We start from the raw sequence: 16,949 nt of genomic DNA, 5'->3' as shown, positions 1-16,949 counted from the left end.
GCTTTTCACCTGCTTATTGCACAGGCAATTTAATCGGAGCAGGTCCTTTTGAATTCATTACGTTAAAGGCGCATTTAGAAACACTGCTCTGGATACATTCGTTGTTCTCATTCCAATTAGAGCCCTGTGCCACGGGAGACGAAACGAATCTCTGGGCCATTCTCAAATAGTCGTCACTTCCTGCTCCGACGTAATTACAAGCCACATAGTAATAAGCGTGGCTGGTCTCACTATCTGTACCTTGTTTGATGGCTGCACTTTGGAACTTAAATGCGGCTGTAATAGAACTGTCTTCCATGTATTGCTCACCCTTCCAAACACCGCTCTGATCCGCAAATTGGCGACTGACAGCCTTGATGGTCGAGACCTCAGGGCAATTCAACTCCACTCCGTATACCTGCCCTATAAGCATAAAAGCACCGATTGCTGCACCCATTTTCAAGCACTTTGAAAGTGTCATGACCGCGTACTCCTTTACTGAATTGATAGCCCAATAATTAGGACAAACCGCAATCGATGACACTGTAAACTTTGACAGTCTTATAGATGAATTCCAAATAACCACAAACCCATAGATAACCGAATAATAGGTCAGCACACCGCCCCCATTAATGAGCCTGATAGGGGCTCGGTTTTTTATGCCTATTGCTTGGGATTTAAGCGCGATCTGGATTCTGCTAAGTGCTGCACAGCGTACCCTAAAAAATCGGCTGAATCCCTGAGGATTTATTACCCCAGTACAAACGCGTTATAACACGTGATACACACCCCATATTACGTTCATGGCCGCTAGGGCGCCCCCCAATACTGATCAATATTAACGTAGATATTCCCTGCGTCGTACTCGGTTTCTCCGATCAAACTCTCGAAATTAAGCCGCAAAGAAAAATATTTGAATCACAACGACAATCAGATCTTTCGCACATATGCAACCAAATATTACATAGCTGTGTTTTACTTAATATTTTCAAAAATCAGCGGTAGCGCGAAATGTAGGAAATATCTATCAGAATAACCCGACAAGCTCATACAAAAAATAAACAAGGGCTTAGCTAAAAATAATACAGCAGAAAAAATACACATTGACAATCAAAATAAACCTTCATACGGTTTGAGTGCATCGCCAATCTGCGAATGCAATAACACTGAGGAACTATATATGAATCGTGTAATTATAGAACCTACGCTCATCAATCAGTCAAACGATGCATACCAGACCCTCACTTCTCAATTAAGACAGAGAAAATCTCGTTAGATTAAACAAAATCAAGAAACGCGAAGGGTTTCGCCCTATAGCACCGATATGTTTAGAAGAATGTATGGCTGAATACTTCTATCCCCCTGACCCCTCACCCTTCATGCTGGAATTTCGCAAAGTTATCTCAGCTAGCATACCGGCGGTGACACACGTCGATAACTCAGCGCGTCCGCAATCAGTCAATAAATTACAGAATATTCGTATGCACCAATTACTCAGCACCTATCATGCCGTATCAGGAGTCGGCGTACTTTGCAACACCTCTTTAAATTTCAACGGATGCGGCTTTATAAATAGACTAAGCGACTTGTATCGATTCGCCAGTGAAAATGAACTGGATGGCTTCGTATTTGAAGATAAGCTTTTTCTGCATCCAGACCGTCATAATGAAAACGTCAAGTAAACTTATTTGCGTGCAAGCGCTATCCAGTTTCTCACTGTGGCTCGATATTTTTTTAATCTTCACGGTTCCCGTTTATCTATGGCATGCCTCTCCTTCTTCGATAGCGTTCCTGGCTTTTTGCCTGGGTGCGCCTATGTTGTTTCTAGGTCCGATTATAGGATCGCTGATAGATCGATATGATGTAAGGAAAACACTAGTATCCGGCGCTTCAATCCGCATACTGTCTACTTTAGGGCTGGCAGTGTCTCCAGACCTTAAAAGCTTTTTACTTTTCGTCATATTCAAAGGCATGTCAACCTTATTTTACCTTCCGTCAATAACCATTCTTGTTCGGCAATTGATACATGCTGATGAGCACAAATCTTTTTTCAGTCACGTCAGTTTATTTGATCAATCGTCAAAAATTCTTGCACCGTTACTTGCAGGCGTGTTAACGGCAGTATTGTCGCCTAAAGATTTATTCTTTTTCTCAGCTACCGCAGTTTTATTAACCTGTCCACTCCTGAGGTCTATTTGCCTATCACTCCGAACGCAAATGAAGGCAAGCTCCATCAAAGCCTTACCACTTTATCTCGATATAATAAGAGGACTATCTATATTCAACGCCTTACCTTTTCAACTACGCATAGGCTTTTTGTACTCCCTGCTTACATCGCTGGCTTTAGGTATTTATGACCCACATTTGGCGTCTTTTCTGGCCTATGAAGGTTTACATCCAGTCAATTTTTCAATAATCGTATCAGCGACGGCCGGAGGTGCAATAAGTGCCGCATTGATGATGAAATTTAAATTGAGAAACTTCGATGAAATTCTTCTTCGGTCAGGCGCATTACTTATTTTCTCTACAGCATTAACCCTGACCGCAATTTTAGTATTTTTCCAAACACCGGGGAGAGCCTACTTCTATCCAATGGTTTGGTTTTTGAATGGCTTCGGCTATGAGACACTCATAATATCTTCAAATATAATTCTTCAGCAATTATGTCCTACAGAAAATATTGGAAGAATATCCCTATCATTTAGAAGCATTCAAATACTTTGCGTGATAACGGGCCCCTCTTTAGGAACAATGCTAATAATCGCGGGTGGTCGCCCAGCACCTTTTATTGTGGCAGCAGGCATGGCATTTCTAACTGCGTCGGCGTCCGTTATGGTCTATTTATACTTGCAAAAAAAACAAGCGCACACACCTGTCAGCTAGTGCAGAATCAAAAAGTTCATTCCGTGAATCTCCTGTCTTGCGAACCCACCTAGCCAAATCTCAACAAGAAAAAGCCCGCATCGCTGCGGGCTTCTTTTTAAACGCCTGAGGCTTAGTTCACCTTAGCGTTCAACTCACCTTTCAAGTAACGCTGGTACATGGCTTCCAACGAGATCGGCTTGATCTTCGACGCATTGCCCGCAGTACCAAATGCTTCGTAACGAGCGATACACACATCACGCATCGCGGTGACGGTGGCGCCGAAGAATTTGCGCGGGTCGAATTCGCTCGGGTTGGTGGCCATCAGGCGACGCATTGCGCCGGTGGAGGCCAGGCGCAGGTCGGTGTCGATGTTGACTTTGCGCACGCCGTACTTGATGCCTTCGACGATTTCTTCAACCGGTACGCCGTAGGTTTCTTTGATGTCGCCGCCGTACTGGTTGATGATCGCCAGCCACTCCTGCGGTACCGAGGAAGAACCGTGCATCACCAGATGGGTGTTAGGGATGCGCTTGTGGATTTCCTTGATACGGTCGATGGCCAGTACGTCGCCGGTCGGCGGCTTGGTGAACTTGTAGGCGCCGTGGCTGGTGCCGATGGCGATGGCCAGGGCGTCGACCTGAGTCTTTTTCACGAAGTCAGCGGCTTCTTCCGGGTCGGTCAGCATTTGGCTGTGATCCAGCACGCCTTCGGCGCCGATGCCGTCTTCTTCACCAGCCATGCCGGTTTCCAGGGAACCCAGGCAGCCCAGCTCGCCTTCCACCGAAACACCGCAAGCGTGGGCCATGGCCACGGTTTGCTGGGTAACGCGGACGTTGTATTCGTAGTCGGTTGGGGTCTTGCCGTCTTCGCCGAGGGAGCCGTCCATCATGACCGAGCTGAAGCCCAGTTGGATGGAGCGCTGGCACACGTCAGGGCTGGTGCCGTGGTCCTGGTGCATGCACACCGGGATGTGCGGGAATTCTTCGATCGCGGCCAGGATCAGGTGACGCAGGAACGGCGCGCCGGCGTATTTGCGGGCACCGGCCGAAGCCTGGACGATCACTGGGGAGTCGGTCTTGTCAGCGGCTTCCATGATGGCGCGCATCTGCTCAAGGTTGTTGACGTTAAAGGCTGGGACGCCATAGCCGAACTCGGCTGCGTGGTCCAGCATTTGACGCATGCTGATAAGTGCCATTGTGTTGTCTCTCCCGGTCGAGGGTCGTTAATCGTGCAAGCCTGCCGTAGCGGCGGCTGCTATTCAAGTTATTGCAGGCCAGGTGTTATGGGCCTGGCCTGCTGAATCGTTATTGCAAGTGTGGGAGGGGGCTTGCCCCCGATGACAGCCTGTCAGTGATGAATTTGTTGACTGATCCACCGCTATCGGTGGCAAGCCCCCTCCCACATTTTGATTTCATCAAATTTGAAATCTTATTGGGCCTTGCAGCCACGCCCGATCAAATCGTCGGTGGCGACCCAGTAAACCAGGCCTTCCTCACCTTTGGTGTGAAACGCCAGTTGGTCGTTGCTGTACAGCACGCCCGAGGCGGCAACCTCCTGTTTAAGGCGGTAGACCTGGTCGGAACCGCCGAGGCGCACATCCACCTCGCTGCGGGCCGCATTGGCAAAGCGCCAGTTGACCTCGGCCTTGCTGTCGCAGGTCCAGGTGGTCCACTTATCGGCAGGGTCTGCCTTATTGAACATGTTGATGCTGCTGCAACCGGCCAACAGAGCCAGTACCGCCAGGGCGAAAACGCCTTTCATTGCCAATCCTCGAACGGCGGCCCAAAGGCCGCCACTGCTGTCGGTTAGTTGATCAGACCCGTCAAGGGCAACCCTGTTCCTGACCGTTGGGCGCGGAGTCGTATTTCTCCAGCCGTTCATTGCCGATGCGCTTGTTGATCACCGGCATGGTTTCGGCCTGCCAGTCAGCCTGGTAGCAGCTCTGTTTCTGCTGCGCCACAGGCTGTTCGGGCGTCGACGCCGCAGTGGGCGCGCTGCCGCAGCCGGCCAGCAGGCCCGCCGCGAATACCAGCGCCAATGACTTGATCATAGGAATGCTCCTTTTCCGGATCACGAGCCTTAACCCTTGGCTCGGGTTTCCAGCACTTCAACGGCCGGCAGCACTTTGCCTTCGACGAATTCGAGGAATGCGCCACCACCGGTAGAAATGTAGGAGATTTGGTCAGCCACGCCATATTTATCGATGGCCGCCAGGGTGTCGCCGCCACCGGCAATGGAGAATGCCGAGCTGTCGGCGATGGCCTTGGCCAGCACCTTGGTGCCGTTGCCGAACTGGTCGAACTCGAACACGCCGACCGGACCGTTCCACAGAATGGTCTTGGAAGCCTTCAACAACTCAGCGAAGTTAGCCGCGGTTTGCGGGCCGATATCCAGAATCATGTCATCGGCGGCTACGTCAGCGATCAGCTTGACGGTAGCTTCGGCGCTTTCGGCGAATTCCTTGGCCACGACCACATCCACCGGCAACGGCACGCTGACTTTGGCGGCGATGGCGCGGGCGGTGTCGAGCAGATCCGGCTCGTACAGGGACTTGCCCACCGGGTGGCCAGCTGCGGCCAGGAAAGTGTTGGCAATGCCGCCGCCGACGATCAACTGATTGCAGATCTGGCTGAGGCTGTTAAGTACGTCCAACTTGGTGGACACCTTGGAGCCCGCCACGATGGCGGCCATCGGCTGTGCCGGCGCTCCCAGGGCCTTGCCCAGGGCTTCCAGCTCAGCGGCCAACAGAGGGCCGGCAGCCGCAACCTTGGCGAACTTGGCCACGCCGTGGGTCGAACCTTCGGCACGGTGAGCGGTGCCGAAGGCGTCCATGACGAACACATCGCACAGCGCAGCATATTGCTGGGCCAGTTCGTCGCTGTTCTTTTTCTCGCCTTTGTTGAAGCGCACGTTTTCGAACAGCACGATATCGCCGGCCTTCACGTCAACGCCGCCCAGGTAGTCAGCCACCAGCGGCACTTCACGGCCCAGGGCCTTGCTCAGGTAATCGGCTACCGGCTTGAGGCTGTTTTCGGCGGAGAACTCACCTTCGGTCGGACGACCCAGGTGGGAGCAGACCATCACGGCCGCGCCTTTTTCCAGGGCCAGCTTGATGGTCGGCAGCGAGGCCAGGATTCGCGCATCGCTGGTGACAACACCGTCCTTGACTGGGACGTTGAGGTCTTCGCGAATCAGTACGCGCTTACCTTGCAGATCGAGGTCGGTCATCTTCAACACGGTCATGGGTCGCAGTTCCTGAATTACTGTTGAGGTTGTTTAGAGGCGATGTGCAGATAATGTTCCGCAACATCCAGCATTCGGTTGGCAAAACCCCATTCGTTATCGAACCAGGCCAGGATGTTCACCAGCCTGGGGCCGGAAACGCGGGTCTGGCTGGCATCGACAATCGCCGAATGCGGGTCATGGTTGAAATCGCAACTGGCGTGGGGCAACTCGGTGTAGGCCAGTAAACCTTTGAGCGGACCGCCGGTGGCGGCCTCGCGCAGGATCCGGTTGACCTCCACGGCATCGGTGTCGCTGACGGTTTGCATGGTGATATCCAGGCAGGACACGTTCACCGTCGGCACACGTACGGCTTTGGCCTGGATTCGCCCGGCAAGTTCCGGCAGCAAGCGTTCGATGCCGCGCGCCAGGCCGGTAGACACCGGAATCACTGACTGGAACGCCGACCGCGTGCGGCGCAGGTCTTCGTGGTGGTAAGCGTCGATCACCGGCTGGTCGTTCATGGCCGAGTGGATCGTGGTGATCGACACATAATCCAGGCCGATCGCCTGATCCAGCAGGCGCAACAACGGCACGCTGCAGTTGGTGGTACAGGACGCATTGGACACCAACCGCTCATCGCCAGTCAGGCAATCCTGGTTGATGCCATAGACGATGGTGGCGTCGACATCCGCCTCGCTGGCCATCGGCTGGGAAAACAGCACACGCGGCGCGCCGGCGTCGAGAAACCGCTGGCCATCGGCGCGGGTGTTATAGGCACCGGAACATTCCAACACCAGGTCGACGTCCAGCGCCGCCCAGTCGATGCCCTCGGGGGTGGCACTGCGCAGGACTTTCACGCAGTTGCCATTGATATGCAGACAATCGCCGTCGACCCGCACTTCGCCGGGGAATCGGCCATGGGTGGAGTCAAAGCGTGTCAGGTATTCGATGCTGGCCATGTCGGCCAAATCGTTGATGGCAACAATCTCGAACCCGGCTGCCGCCCCTCGCTCGAACAGAGCACGCAAGACGCAACGACCAATGCGGCCGTAGCCGTTGAGTGCAACTTTGTAGGGACGCGTTTGGGGCATGGGGCTCTCGATCAATAGTTCGCTCAGTGTTGAATGTTCCGACGCCATCGCGGGCAAGCCCGCTCCCACCTTCAGATCGCGATCCAATGTAGGAGCGGGCTTGCCCGCGATAGCGCCAGTACAGACAACGCAGACTGACTTAGTCTTCCAGCAGCTCTTCAGCCTGACCCAGGATGTTTTCCAGGGTGAAGCCAAACTCTTCGAACAAGGCTGGCGCCGGCGCCGACTCACCGTAGGTGGTCATGCCGATCACGCGGCCTTCCAGGCCCACGTACTTGTACCAGTAGTCGGCGTGTGCCGCCTCGATGGCGATACGCGCGCTGACCTGCAACGGCAGCACCGATTGCTTGTAGCCGGCGTCTTGTGCTTCGAACACGCTGGTGCACGGCATGGATACAACGCGCACGTTGCGGCCCTGCTCGGTCAGCTTGTCGTAGGCCTGAACCGCCAGGCCCACTTCGGAACCGGTGGAGATCAGGATCAGCTCCGGCTCGCCCACGCAGTCCTTGAGCACGTAACCGCCACGGCTGATGTCGGCGATCTGCGCGTCGGTGCGCGCCTGATGCTGCAGGTTCTGACGGGAGAAGATCAGCGCCGTAGGGCCGTCCTTGCGCTCGATGGCGTGCTTCCAGGCCACGGCGGATTCCACCGCGTCGGCTGGGCGCCAGCAATCCAGGTTCGGCGTGGTACGCAGGCTGGTCAGTTGTTCGACCGGCTGGTGCGTCGGGCCGTCTTCGCCCAGACCGATGGAGTCGTGGGTGTATACATGGATCACGCGCTTCTTCATCAGCGCGGCCATGCGCACGGCGTTGCGGGCGTATTCCATGAACATCAGGAAGGTTGCGCCGTAAGGCACCAGACCACCGTGCAAGGACACGCCGTTCATGATGGCGCTCATGCCGAACTCGCGCACGCCGTAGTACATGTAGTTGCCGCTGGCATCTTCGGCCGTGACACCTTTGCAGCCTTTCCACAGGGTCAGGTTGGAGCCGGCCAGGTCGGCCGAGCCGCCGAGGAACTCAGGCAGCAGCGGGCCAAAGGCGTTCAGGGTGTTCTGGCTGGCTTTACGGCTGGCGATGGTCTCGCCCTTGGCCGCAACTTCGGCGATGTAGGCCGAGGCTTTCTCCGAGAAATCGGCAGGCAGATCACCGGCCAGGCGGCGGACCAGCTCGTTGGCCAGTTCCGGGAATTCGGCGGAGTAGGCAGCGAAACGCTGGTCCCACTCGGCTTCGGTGGCCAGGCCTTTTTCCTTGGCATCCCATTCGGCGTAGATGTCAGCCGGGATTTCGAACGGGCCGTGGTTCCACTTCAGCGCTTCGCGGGTCAGGGCGATTTCCGCGTCACCCAATGGAGCGCCGTGGCAGTCTTCCTTGCCTTGCTTGTTCGGCGAGCCGAAACCGATGGTGGTCTTGCAGCAGATCAGGGTCGGCTGCGCGCTCTTGCGGGCGGTGTCGATCGCGGTTTTGATCTCTTCCGGATCGTGACCGTCGACGTTGCGGATCACCTGCCAGTTGTAGGCTTCGAAACGCTTCGGGGTGTCATCGGTGAACCAGCCTTCGACTTCGCCGTCGATGGAGATGCCGTTGTCATCGTAGAAGGCGATCAGCTTGCCCAGGCCCAGGGTGCCGGCCAGGGATGCGACTTCGTGGGAAATGCCTTCCATCATGCAGCCATCACCCAGGAACACATAGGTGTGGTGATCGACGATGTCGTGTCCAGGGCGGTTGAACTGCGCGCCCAGCACTTTTTCAGCCAGGGCGAAACCCACGGCGTTGGCCAGGCCTTGGCCCAGCGGCCCGGTGGTGGTCTCGACGCCTGGGGTGTAGCCGAATTCCGGGTGGCCCGGCGTGCGGCTGTGCAGCTGGCGGAAGCTCTTGAGGTCGTCGATGGTGACGTCGTAGCCGGTCAGGTGCAGCAGCGAATAGATCAGCATCGAGCCATGGCCGTTGGACAGCACGAAGCGGTCACGGTCGGCGAACGATGGGTTACTCGGGTTGTGTTTCAGGTAGTCACGCCAAAGCACTTCGGCGATATCCGCCATGCCCATCGGGGCACCGGGATGGCCGCTGTTGGCTTTTTGCACGGCATCCATGCTGAGGGCACGAATGGCGTTGGCACGCTCACGACGGCTGGGCATCGCTGTTCTCCTGCGGATATAGAAAGAAACGGAAAAAAGGACCGGCATTTTCCCTCAGCCACCGCCTGCGGGCAATGACAGATAGTCACTTGAGGCGGTTTTTCCTGTGGTTTGCGCGGCAATCGTCTGCGGAAACCTTTCACGTGTTCGTCTAAAGGTTATAGCGACTGCTTATAACCGCCACTTATCGATCAATATCAAAACTTTTTGATATTGACCTTGCGAGCGCCCTGCCCCACCACTAGACTGCTGGCCTTATGAACCTATCTGTGCCCTCCCTGCGTCCCGACGATGGTGAAGAGCTGGCCGCTTTGTGCAAAGCCGCCGGCGACCCCTTGCGCCTGAATGTTTTACGGGCCCTGACCAACGATTCTTTCGGGGTGCTGGAGCTGGCGCAGATTTTCGCCATCGGCCAATCGGGCATGAGCCATCACTTAAAGGTGCTGTCCCAAGCCGAATTGGTCGCCACCCGCCGCGAAGGCAATGCGATTTTTTACCGCCGCGCCCTGCCCCACACCGAACTGCTCGGCGGCAAACTGCACGCCGCCCTACTGGAGGAAGTGGACAACCTGAGCCTGCCGAACGATGTCCAGGCACGTATCGGCCAGGTCCACGGGCAACGTGCCGCGGCCAGTCAGGACTTTTTCGCACGGGTCGCCGAGAAGTTTCGCGCCCAGCAGGATTTGATCGCCGGTTTACCGCAGTACCGCGACAGCGTACTGGCGTTGTTGGACAAGCTGAGCTTCAGTGAAGAGGCCACGGCGCTGGAAGTCGGCCCCGGCGACGGCGGTTTTCTGCCGGAGCTGGCACGCCGCTTTCAGCAAGTCACGGCGCTGGACAACAGCCCGGCGATGCTGGAGCTGGCGCGCCAGCTCTGCGAGCGAGAAGCCTTGGGCAACGTCAACCTGCAGTTGGCCGACGCCTTGAAAGACAGCAGCCTGCGGGCCGACTGCGTGGTGCTGAACATGGTCTTGCACCATTTCGCCGCCCCCGCCGACGCCCTCAAGCAAATGGCCGGATTACTGCACCCCGGCGGCAGCCTGCTGGTGACGGATTTATGCAGCCACAACCAGAGTTGGGCCAGGGAGGCCTGCGGTGATCTCTGGTTGGGTTTTGAACAGGACGATCTGGCCCGTTGGGCCACCGCTGCGGGACTCGTTCCCGGGGAAAGCCTCTATGTAGGTTTACGTAATGGTTTCCAGATCCAGGTCCGCCACTTTCAGCGACCGGCTGGCGACACTCACCATCGGTAAATATCAGGAAAACATCGAGATGAGCGAATACTCCCTTTTCACCTCCGAGTCCGTGTCTGAAGGGCATCCGGACAAAATCGCCGACCAGATTTCTGATGCGGTGCTGGACGCCATCATCGCTGAAGACAAGTTCGCCCGCGTGGCGTGCGAGACCCTGGTGAAAACCGGTGTAGCGATCATCGCCGGCGAAGTGACCACCTCCGCCTGGGTCGACCTGGAGCAACTGGTCCGCGACGTGATCACCGACATCGGCTACAACAGCTCCGACGTCGGCTTCGACGGCGCCACCTGCGGCGTGATGAACATCATTGGCAAGCAGTCGCCCGACATCAACCAGGGTGTCGACCGCGCCAAACCGGAAGACCAGGGCGCAGGCGACCAGGGCCTGATGTTCGGCTACGCCAGCAACGAAACCGACGTGCTGATGCCGGCCCCGATCACCTTCTCCCACCAGTTGGTCAAGCGCCAGGCCGAAGCCCGTAAATCCGGCCTGCTGCCGTGGCTGCGTCCGGACGCCAAGTCCCAGGTAACCTGCCGTTACGAAGGCGGCAAAGTCGTCGGCATCGACGCGGTGGTGCTGTCGACTCAGCACAACCCGGACGTGTCCTACGCCGACCTGCGCGAAGGCGTGATGGAACTGATCGTCAAGCATGTACTGCCGGCAGAACTGCTGAGCAAGGACACCCAGTTCCACATCAATCCGACTGGCCAGTTCATCATCGGCGGCCCAGTGGGCGACTGCGGCCTGACCGGTCGCAAGATCATCGTCGACAGCTACGGCGGCATGGCCCGCCACGGCGGTGGTGCGTTCTCCGGCAAAGACCCGTCCAAGGTGGACCGTTCGGCCGCCTACGCCGGTCGTTACGTGGCCAAGAATATCGTGGCCGCCGGCCTCGCCGAACGTTGCGAAATTCAGGTTTCCTACGCTATCGGCGTGGCTCAGCCTACGTCGATCTCGCTGAACACCTTCGGCACCGGCAAGATCAGCGATGACAAGATCGTCAAACTGGTGCGTGAAGTCTTCGACCTGCGCCCCTACGCAATCACCACCATGCTCGACCTGCTGCACCCGATGTACCAGGAGACCGCAGCCTACGGCCACTTCGGTCGTACGCCTGAGCAGAAGACTGTCGGCGACGACACCTTCACCACCTTCACCTGGGAAAAAACCGACCGCGCCAACGACCTGCGTACCGCCGCCGGCCTGTAACAGTCGCGCTACTCAAACAGCCCTGCCCGGTCCACCCGGCAGGGCTTTTTATTGCCCGATGAATCGGGCGGGCGTTCACATTTTTTGGCTCCCAACCTTGCAGGCAAAATAATGGCTCTCTAGAATCCGCGCCCTCTCGGGCACCCACCCTATTTGGATATTGCCTTGCGCCAGTCCGGGATTACCCGGCGCGGCAATCGAACATTGAGGTTTTTCATGCGCATCTCCACGCTCGCCCCCGCCGCCCTTCTGCTCAGCTTGTTCGCCTTGCCGGCCCACACCGCCGATCTGAGCGCACTGAGCAGCGTCCTGGGCGCACATACAGGTGGCGGCAATGCCGGCGACTGCCAGAAGCAAGCCAACGACCTGCAGGCCAAGATCGATGCGGCCAACGCCCAGAACGACGTGTTGAAAGTGCGTGCGTTTGAAGCCGCGCTGGAACAGGTCAACAAAGGTTGCAACAAATTGGCTGAGTCCCAGGCCAAGGCCGACGCCAAGCAGCAAAACCAGGCGGCCAAAGCGGATAAGAACGACGCGGTGAAAGCGCTGGGCGGTCTGTTCAAGTAAACAGAAACACCCGGTAAAAAGCCCCGCACTGTCGGGGCTTTTTTGTGGGCAAACGGATCATTTAGGCTGGGCGCCCCTTCCGAGCAAGGATGCTCACGATGCGTTTTTTGATTGCTCTTTTACTCAGCGCGTTAACCTTTGGGGCCTTGGCCGAGAGCTGCCCTGACGAAGCCCGTCATCAGGTCGATGCCCTGGCCGAACAGGTACGCGTGTGGGACGACCGTTACCACCGCCTCGGCCAATCTCCCGTCAGCGACGAGCTCTACGATCAAGCCCGCCAACGTCTGGCTCATTGGCGCCAATGCTTTCCTTCCCCCACTGCTCCACCTGACCGGCCGCTGGCCAGTTCACGAGGCACCTTGCGCCACCCGGTCGCCCACACCGGCCTGGAAAAACTCTTGGACGAACAAGCAGTCGTGGCCTGGCTGGCGACGCGGCAGGACGTGTGGGTTCAACCCAAGGTAGATGGCGTCGCGGTGACCCTGGTTTATCGCAAAGGTCGGCTGGCGCAGGTGATCAGCCGTGGCGATGGAGTGCTTGGCCAGGACTGGTCGGCGTCTGCGCGCAAGATTCCCGGAATTGTCCAACAGTTGCCAGACCCCATCGACCTGGTGTTGCAAGGCGAACTCTATTGGCGACTGGACGCCCATGTGCAATCGCTACAGGGCGGGCTCAATGCTCGCAGCAAAGTGGCCGGGCTGATGAACCGCCGCCAGTTGAGCGACGCCGACGCCGCAGGTATTGGCCTGTTCGTCTGGGCCTGGCCCGATACCCCTTCTGGGTTCAGCGAGCGTCTGGCGACCCTGGCGCGCTGGGGCTTCACGGACAGCCAGCGCTACAGTCACCCCGTTCAAAGCCTGGACGAAGCCGCGCACTGGCGCACCTATTGGTACAACCATGCGCTGCCCTTTGCCAGTGATGGGGTCGTGTTGCACCAGGCGTCGCGCGCACCCGCCGAACGCTGGCAGGTCAGCACGCCATACTGGGCCGTAGCCTGGAAATATCCGGCCACCAAGGCGCTGGCCCTGGTGCGCCAGGTGCGGTTCAAGATCGGTCGCACCGGGCGGATCACTCCCCTCCTGGAGCTGGAACCGGTGCGGCTGGACGACCGGCAGATCAAACGGGTCAGCGCTGGCTCCTTGAAGCGCTGGCAAACCTTGGATATTCGCCCCGGCGACCAAGTGTCCATCACCCTCGCGGGCCAGATCATTCCACGGTTGGACCAGGTCATCCTGCGCAACCCCAACCGAGTCGCCTTGGCCGTCCCCGATCCAAAGGACTTTCACGCTTTGAGTTGCTGGCAACTGGACCCCGGCTGCGAAGAGCAATTGCTCGCGCGCCTGACCTGGCTTAGCGGCAACCAGGGCCTGGCGCTACCTCATATGGGCCGCGAGACCTGGAACGTATTGATCCAGGCCGGTCTAATCGCAGGCTTTCTCGATTGGTTAACCCTGGATGCGGCGCAGCTTGCTAACATTGAGGGCTTTGGTGAGCAAAGCCGCACGCGGGTGCTCGACAGCCTCCACCGCGCTCGACAACGGCCCTTTGCGCAATGGCTCAAAGCCTTGGGCGTCCCGCCTGTGGCACGCAACAACCTCAAGGGTGACTGGCACACGCTGGTCGCCCGCGACACCCAAGCCTGGATGGCCGAAGATGGCATCGGGCCGGGTCGAGCGGCGCAATTGAGCGCTTTTTTTCACGACCCGCAGGTGCGGGTCTTGGCGGAAACACTACATGCGGCCGGGATAGACGGGTTCTGAACCGGCCAGACACCGCTTTAACAGTCGGCAGAATTCACCCTGCCATTTGCGATCCAGGAGTTCCCTATGAAATGTTTAGCCCCGCTTGCCTTATCGATTGTCGCAAGCCTGATGACCACTCCGTTGCTGGCGGCCGATGATGCAGAACCCCTCACCGGCTGCGCCGCCAAGCGCCAGGCCATCAGCACCCAAATCGAGCAAGCCAAGGCCCACGGCAACAGCGAACAGCAAGCCGGCCTGGAAAAAGCCCTGAGCGAAGTCACCGCCCATTGCAACGACGCCACCCTGAAAAAAGAGCGGGAGAACAAGGTGCTCGACGCCAAGCATGAAGTCAGCCGTCGTCAGGCCGACCTCGACAAGGCCATGAAAAAGGGTGACCCAGATAAGATCAACAAGCGCAAAGACAAGCTGGCCGAGTCACGCAAAGAGTTGCAGAACGCAGTGGAAGAACTCGACCAGTAACACCGATCAATGGTCCCGGAACTGTTTATGGCAGGCACTGCAGGCATCTTCGACTTTCTGCACCGCAGGCCCGAGGTTATTGGCCTTGTAAGGCTGAACCTGGCTGGCGATCACCAATTCACCGGTGGCCGCTTCCAGGTCGCGCGCCAGTTGCTGGAACTGCGCCTGCTTTTGCCACACGTCGTCTTTGGCGCTGGTGTGATCTTCTTCACGCACGCTCGGAAAGTGCTGCCACGGCTCGTGGGCCAACGTATCGAGTTTGGCCGCGCCTTCGGCGAACTTCGCGCCGTCGAACGGAATACGCCCACGCAACATGCCGCCCAGGTCTTCGCTGGTCTTGAGCATCTGTTTGAAGATCGCCTTGCGCTGACCCAGAGGCGAATTCGGATCCACTCCGCCGCAGGCGGACAAAGTCAGGCAGGCCAGCAATACAACGGTCAGTCTTTTAAAAGTCATGATGGCTTCAAGGTCACGGAAACGGCGGCCAGTATCCTCGCCCCGTCCGCAAAGACCAATAGCCCTATTAATAATAAGGGTTGCCCAGCGCCGCTTCGGCGTGGGTGATCGCTTCAGGAATTGCTTGGATGACTATCACATTGAAACCCTGGAGCCGCCGTCTGGCGTGGGCTCTACCCCTCATCGCGCTGCTGGCCGGCTGCGACGCTGGCAAGGACACAGGCAAAGAAGTCGGCAAAGATGAAACCGTCAAACCTCACGCCGTCGCCACCTACGTGAATACTCCGTGGGAAGCCTTGCCGGTGGTGTCCGACAACGACTTAATGGCCGGTTTCGAAGCCTGGCGTAGCGCCTGCCAACGCCTCAAGGCCGACCCGGTCTGGGGCGCGACCTGCGCCGCAGCGGCTACGGTCCCGGCCGATGCGCCAGCAGTGCGCGGTTTTCTCAAGGAGCACCTGGACGTTTTCGGCCTGCGCTCGGCGGACAACACTCCCAACGGCTTGATCACCGGCTATTACGAGCCGGTCTACCCCGGCAGCCTGACCAAGACCGCCACTGCTCACGTGCCGGTCTACGGGGTGCCGGATGATCTGATCATCGTCAATCTGGAGAGCATTTACCCCGAACTCAAAGGCAAGCGCCTGCGTGGTCGCCTGGAAGGCCGCGTGCTCAAACCGTATGACGATGCCAGTGTGATCAACGGCCAGGGCTCCAGCGCCAAGCCGATCGCCTGGCTCACCGACCCGATGGACCTGCAATTCCTGCAGATCCAGGGTTCGGGGCGCATCCAACTCAAAGGCGGGCGCCAATTGCGCGTGGGTTACGGCGACCAGAACGGCTACCCCTACCGCCCTATCGGCCGCTGGCTGGTGGAACAGGGTGAACTGAAGAAGGAAGAGGTCAGCATGGGTGCCATCAGCGCCTGGGCCAAGGCTCACCCGCAACGCATTCCGGAACTGTTGGCAAGCAACCCCAGCTATGTGTTCTTCAGCGCCCGCCCCGACAGCAACGAAGGCCCACGGGGCTCGCTGAATGTGCCGCTGACCGCCGGCTACAGCGTGGCGGTGGATCGTAAGGTGATTCCGTTGGGCAGCCTGTTGTGGCTGTCGACCACCAAGCCAGACGGTTCGCCGATTGCCCGCCCGGTCGCCGCCCAGGATACCGGTGGCGCCATCACTGGCGAAGTGCGTGCGGACCTGTTTTGGGGCACTGGCGATGCGGCGGGTGAGTTAGCGGGGAATATGAAACAGCAGGGCCAGATCTGGATGCTATGGCCCAAGGGCGCAACGTTGCCGCAAGTGCCGGACGCGCCCACCGGCACCTGACCAAAGCTGAAAGCCCAATGAGGGAGGGAACACACCTCTCCCACATTGGGCAGCGGCGCCGCGCCTCAGATCGAGACGAAGAAGAAACTCGCGATCAACGCCATCCCCACCGCCCACACCAGCGAACGCAGGATCGCCCAGTCCGCCAGGTAGCAAATGATGTACAGCAGACGGCTGGTGATAAACAGCACCGCCAGCACGTTGATGGTCACCAATTCGGCCGTACCCGCCAGATGGGCGATAATCACCGCCGCCGCGAATGCCGGGGTGACCTCAAAACCGTTGAGCTGCGCGCTGTGGGCACGCTTGGCCACACCGTCCAGGCCCTCCAGAAAAGCCCGCGGGTCGTGGTTGTGGCGCAACCCGAATTTGCCCCCACTGAACTTGGCCACCCCCGTGCACAAGTACGGCAGAAAAATGGCGATCAATACACACCAGAAAGCGACTGTCATGACTTATTCCTTTTGTCGTTTTATGCAGCGATTAGAGTTCTAGCACTACATACGCAAAACCGCACGTATCCGCTATGAGCCGCGCGACACCGAAAGGTTCTACCGCACTTTCGCCCAAGACCTTGCAACCTCACACCGCCACTGCGCCCCCCCCCCATTCCCCCCAG

The 16,949-nt window shown here is 57.9% G+C and carries 16 protein-coding genes and 1 pseudogene; 8 read left to right on the top strand and 9 right to left on the bottom strand.

Annotation, left to right across the window (positions count from 1 at the left end):
• Nucleotides 1–13: 13 nt before the first annotated feature.
• Nucleotides 14–460, bottom strand: coding sequence for a DUF3757 domain-containing protein (locus tag ABX75_RS19265; RefSeq protein ID WP_047882480.1), 447 nt, complete (start codon nucleotides 458–460; stop codon nucleotides 14–16).
• 802 nt (nucleotides 461–1,262) lie between these two features.
• Here ABX75_RS19265 and ABX75_RS28610 point away from each other — a divergent pair.
• Together ABX75_RS28610 and ABX75_RS28605 are read left to right on the top strand one after the other, a co-directional pair.
• Nucleotides 1,263–1,661, top strand: a pseudogene (locus tag ABX75_RS28610) (carbamoyltransferase C-terminal domain-containing protein); the annotation flags it as partial.
• Nucleotides 1,645–2,862, top strand: a complete 1,218-nt coding sequence (locus tag ABX75_RS28605) for an MFS transporter (RefSeq protein WP_236238680.1) — start codon at nucleotides 1,645–1,647, stop codon at nucleotides 2,860–2,862. The pseudogene ABX75_RS28610 and the gene ABX75_RS28605, both read left to right, overlap by 17 nt.
• Before the next feature lie 112 nt (nucleotides 2,863–2,974).
• Here ABX75_RS28605 and fba read toward each other — a convergent pair whose 3' ends face one another.
• From fba to tkt, 6 genes are all read right to left on the bottom strand, one after another.
• Nucleotides 2,975–4,039 (bottom strand): class II fructose-bisphosphate aldolase, encoded by a 1,065-nt coding sequence (gene fba, locus ABX75_RS19260; RefSeq protein WP_003177554.1) that lies wholly within the window; start codon nucleotides 4,037–4,039, stop codon nucleotides 2,975–2,977.
• A gap of 233 nt (nucleotides 4,040–4,272) precedes the next feature.
• The gene (locus ABX75_RS19255; RefSeq protein WP_047882479.1) at nucleotides 4,273–4,605 is read right to left on the bottom strand and encodes an MliC family protein; all 333 of its coding nucleotides are present in this window, start codon (nucleotides 4,603–4,605) and stop codon (nucleotides 4,273–4,275) included.
• Nucleotides 4,606–4,666: 61 nt separating this feature from the next.
• Nucleotides 4,667–4,894, bottom strand: a complete 228-nt coding sequence (locus tag ABX75_RS19250) for a lipoprotein (RefSeq protein ID WP_047882478.1) — start codon at nucleotides 4,892–4,894, stop codon at nucleotides 4,667–4,669.
• A gap of 29 nt (nucleotides 4,895–4,923) precedes the next feature.
• Nucleotides 4,924–6,087, bottom strand: coding sequence for a phosphoglycerate kinase (locus ABX75_RS19245; protein WP_034101219.1), 1,164 nt, complete (start codon nucleotides 6,085–6,087; stop codon nucleotides 4,924–4,926).
• Nucleotides 6,088–6,104: 17 nt separating this feature from the next.
• Nucleotides 6,105–7,160, bottom strand: a complete 1,056-nt coding sequence (gene epd, locus ABX75_RS19240; protein WP_040267040.1) for an erythrose-4-phosphate dehydrogenase — start codon at nucleotides 7,158–7,160, stop codon at nucleotides 6,105–6,107.
• Nucleotides 7,161–7,299: 139 nt separating this feature from the next.
• Complete coding sequence (gene tkt / locus ABX75_RS19235; RefSeq protein WP_034139639.1) at nucleotides 7,300–9,297, bottom strand: transketolase; 1,998 nt, start codon at nucleotides 9,295–9,297, stop codon at nucleotides 7,300–7,302.
• A 257-nt stretch (nucleotides 9,298–9,554) separates the two neighbouring features.
• On the opposite strand from tkt, the gene ABX75_RS19230 reads away from it, so the two are divergent.
• The 5 genes from ABX75_RS19230 (at nucleotide 9,555) to ABX75_RS19210 (ending at nucleotide 14,549) form a co-directional block, all read left to right on the top strand.
• Nucleotides 9,555–10,550, top strand: a complete 996-nt coding sequence (locus ABX75_RS19230) for a metalloregulator ArsR/SmtB family transcription factor (protein ID WP_034115337.1) — start codon at nucleotides 9,555–9,557, stop codon at nucleotides 10,548–10,550.
• 19 nt (nucleotides 10,551–10,569) lie between these two features.
• Complete coding sequence (gene metK, locus ABX75_RS19225; RefSeq protein ID WP_034115338.1) at nucleotides 10,570–11,760, top strand: methionine adenosyltransferase; 1,191 nt, start codon at nucleotides 10,570–10,572, stop codon at nucleotides 11,758–11,760.
• A gap of 216 nt (nucleotides 11,761–11,976) precedes the next feature.
• Complete coding sequence (locus ABX75_RS19220) at nucleotides 11,977–12,327, top strand: DUF1090 family protein (RefSeq protein ID WP_034101224.1); 351 nt, start codon at nucleotides 11,977–11,979, stop codon at nucleotides 12,325–12,327.
• A 98-nt stretch (nucleotides 12,328–12,425) separates the two neighbouring features.
• Nucleotides 12,426–14,087, top strand: a complete 1,662-nt coding sequence (gene ligB, locus ABX75_RS19215) for an NAD-dependent DNA ligase LigB (RefSeq protein WP_034115339.1) — start codon at nucleotides 12,426–12,428, stop codon at nucleotides 14,085–14,087.
• Nucleotides 14,088–14,153: 66 nt separating this feature from the next.
• Nucleotides 14,154–14,549 (top strand): DUF1090 domain-containing protein, encoded by a 396-nt coding sequence (locus ABX75_RS19210; RefSeq protein WP_034101226.1) that lies wholly within the window; start codon nucleotides 14,154–14,156, stop codon nucleotides 14,547–14,549.
• Nucleotides 14,550–14,555: 6 nt separating this feature from the next.
• Here ABX75_RS19210 and ABX75_RS19205 read toward each other — a convergent pair whose 3' ends face one another.
• Entirely contained in the window at nucleotides 14,556–15,005 is a 450-nt protein-coding gene (locus ABX75_RS19205) for a cytochrome c (protein ID WP_034101227.1), read from the bottom strand.
• 128 nt (nucleotides 15,006–15,133) lie between these two features.
• On the opposite strand from ABX75_RS19205, the gene ABX75_RS19200 reads away from it, so the two are divergent.
• Complete coding sequence (locus tag ABX75_RS19200; RefSeq protein ID WP_047882477.1) at nucleotides 15,134–16,330, top strand: murein transglycosylase A; 1,197 nt, start codon at nucleotides 15,134–15,136, stop codon at nucleotides 16,328–16,330.
• Between the two features lie 65 nt (nucleotides 16,331–16,395).
• On the opposite strand, the gene ABX75_RS19195 is transcribed toward ABX75_RS19200, so the two are convergent.
• Entirely contained in the window at nucleotides 16,396–16,782 is a 387-nt protein-coding gene (locus tag ABX75_RS19195; protein ID WP_034101230.1) for an MAPEG family protein, read from the bottom strand.
• Nucleotides 16,783–16,949 lie beyond the last annotated feature (167 nt).

The organism is Pseudomonas sp. ARP3 (assembly GCF_001029595.1).
Classification (GTDB): Bacteria; Pseudomonadota; Gammaproteobacteria; order Pseudomonadales; family Pseudomonadaceae; genus Aquipseudomonas; species Aquipseudomonas rhodesiae.
This window is presented reverse-complemented; position numbering and strand designations above follow the sequence as displayed.

What these genes read in the sequence shown, in the direction of transcription:
- ABX75_RS19210 (WP_034101226.1), top strand. Translation starts at nt 14,154, where the DNA reads ATGAAATGTTTAGCCCCGCTTGCCTTATCGATTGTCGCAAGCCTGATG.
- ABX75_RS19255 (WP_047882479.1), bottom strand. Translation starts at nt 4,605, where the DNA reads ATGAAAGGCGTTTTCGCCCTGGCGGTACTGGCTCTGTTGGCCGGTTGC.
- ABX75_RS19245 (WP_034101219.1), bottom strand. Translation starts at nt 6,087, where the DNA reads ATGACCGTGTTGAAGATGACCGACCTCGATCTGCAAGGTAAGCGCGTA.
- ABX75_RS19230 (WP_034115337.1), top strand. Translation starts at nt 9,555, where the DNA reads ATGAACCTATCTGTGCCCTCCCTGCGTCCCGACGATGGTGAAGAGCTG.
- ABX75_RS19200 (WP_047882477.1), top strand. Translation starts at nt 15,134, where the DNA reads ATGACTATCACATTGAAACCCTGGAGCCGCCGTCTGGCGTGGGCTCTA.
- ABX75_RS19205 (WP_034101227.1), bottom strand. Translation starts at nt 15,005, where the DNA reads ATGACTTTTAAAAGACTGACCGTTGTATTGCTGGCCTGCCTGACTTTG.
- metK (WP_034115338.1), top strand. Translation starts at nt 10,570, where the DNA reads ATGAGCGAATACTCCCTTTTCACCTCCGAGTCCGTGTCTGAAGGGCAT.
- ABX75_RS28605 (WP_236238680.1), top strand. Translation starts at nt 1,645, where the DNA reads ATGAAAACGTCAAGTAAACTTATTTGCGTGCAAGCGCTATCCAGTTTC.
- ligB (WP_034115339.1), top strand. Translation starts at nt 12,426, where the DNA reads ATGCGTTTTTTGATTGCTCTTTTACTCAGCGCGTTAACCTTTGGGGCC.
- epd (WP_040267040.1), bottom strand. Translation starts at nt 7,160, where the DNA reads ATGCCCCAAACGCGTCCCTACAAAGTTGCACTCAACGGCTACGGCCGC.
- ABX75_RS19265 (WP_047882480.1), bottom strand. Translation starts at nt 460, where the DNA reads ATGACACTTTCAAAGTGCTTGAAAATGGGTGCAGCAATCGGTGCTTTT.
- tkt (WP_034139639.1), bottom strand. Translation starts at nt 9,297, where the DNA reads ATGCCCAGCCGTCGTGAGCGTGCCAACGCCATTCGTGCCCTCAGCATG.
- fba (WP_003177554.1), bottom strand. Translation starts at nt 4,039, where the DNA reads ATGGCACTTATCAGCATGCGTCAAATGCTGGACCACGCAGCCGAGTTC.
- ABX75_RS19195 (WP_034101230.1), bottom strand. Translation starts at nt 16,782, where the DNA reads ATGACAGTCGCTTTCTGGTGTGTATTGATCGCCATTTTTCTGCCGTAC.
- ABX75_RS19250 (WP_047882478.1), bottom strand. Translation starts at nt 4,894, where the DNA reads ATGATCAAGTCATTGGCGCTGGTATTCGCGGCGGGCCTGCTGGCCGGC.
- ABX75_RS19220 (WP_034101224.1), top strand. Translation starts at nt 11,977, where the DNA reads ATGCGCATCTCCACGCTCGCCCCCGCCGCCCTTCTGCTCAGCTTGTTC.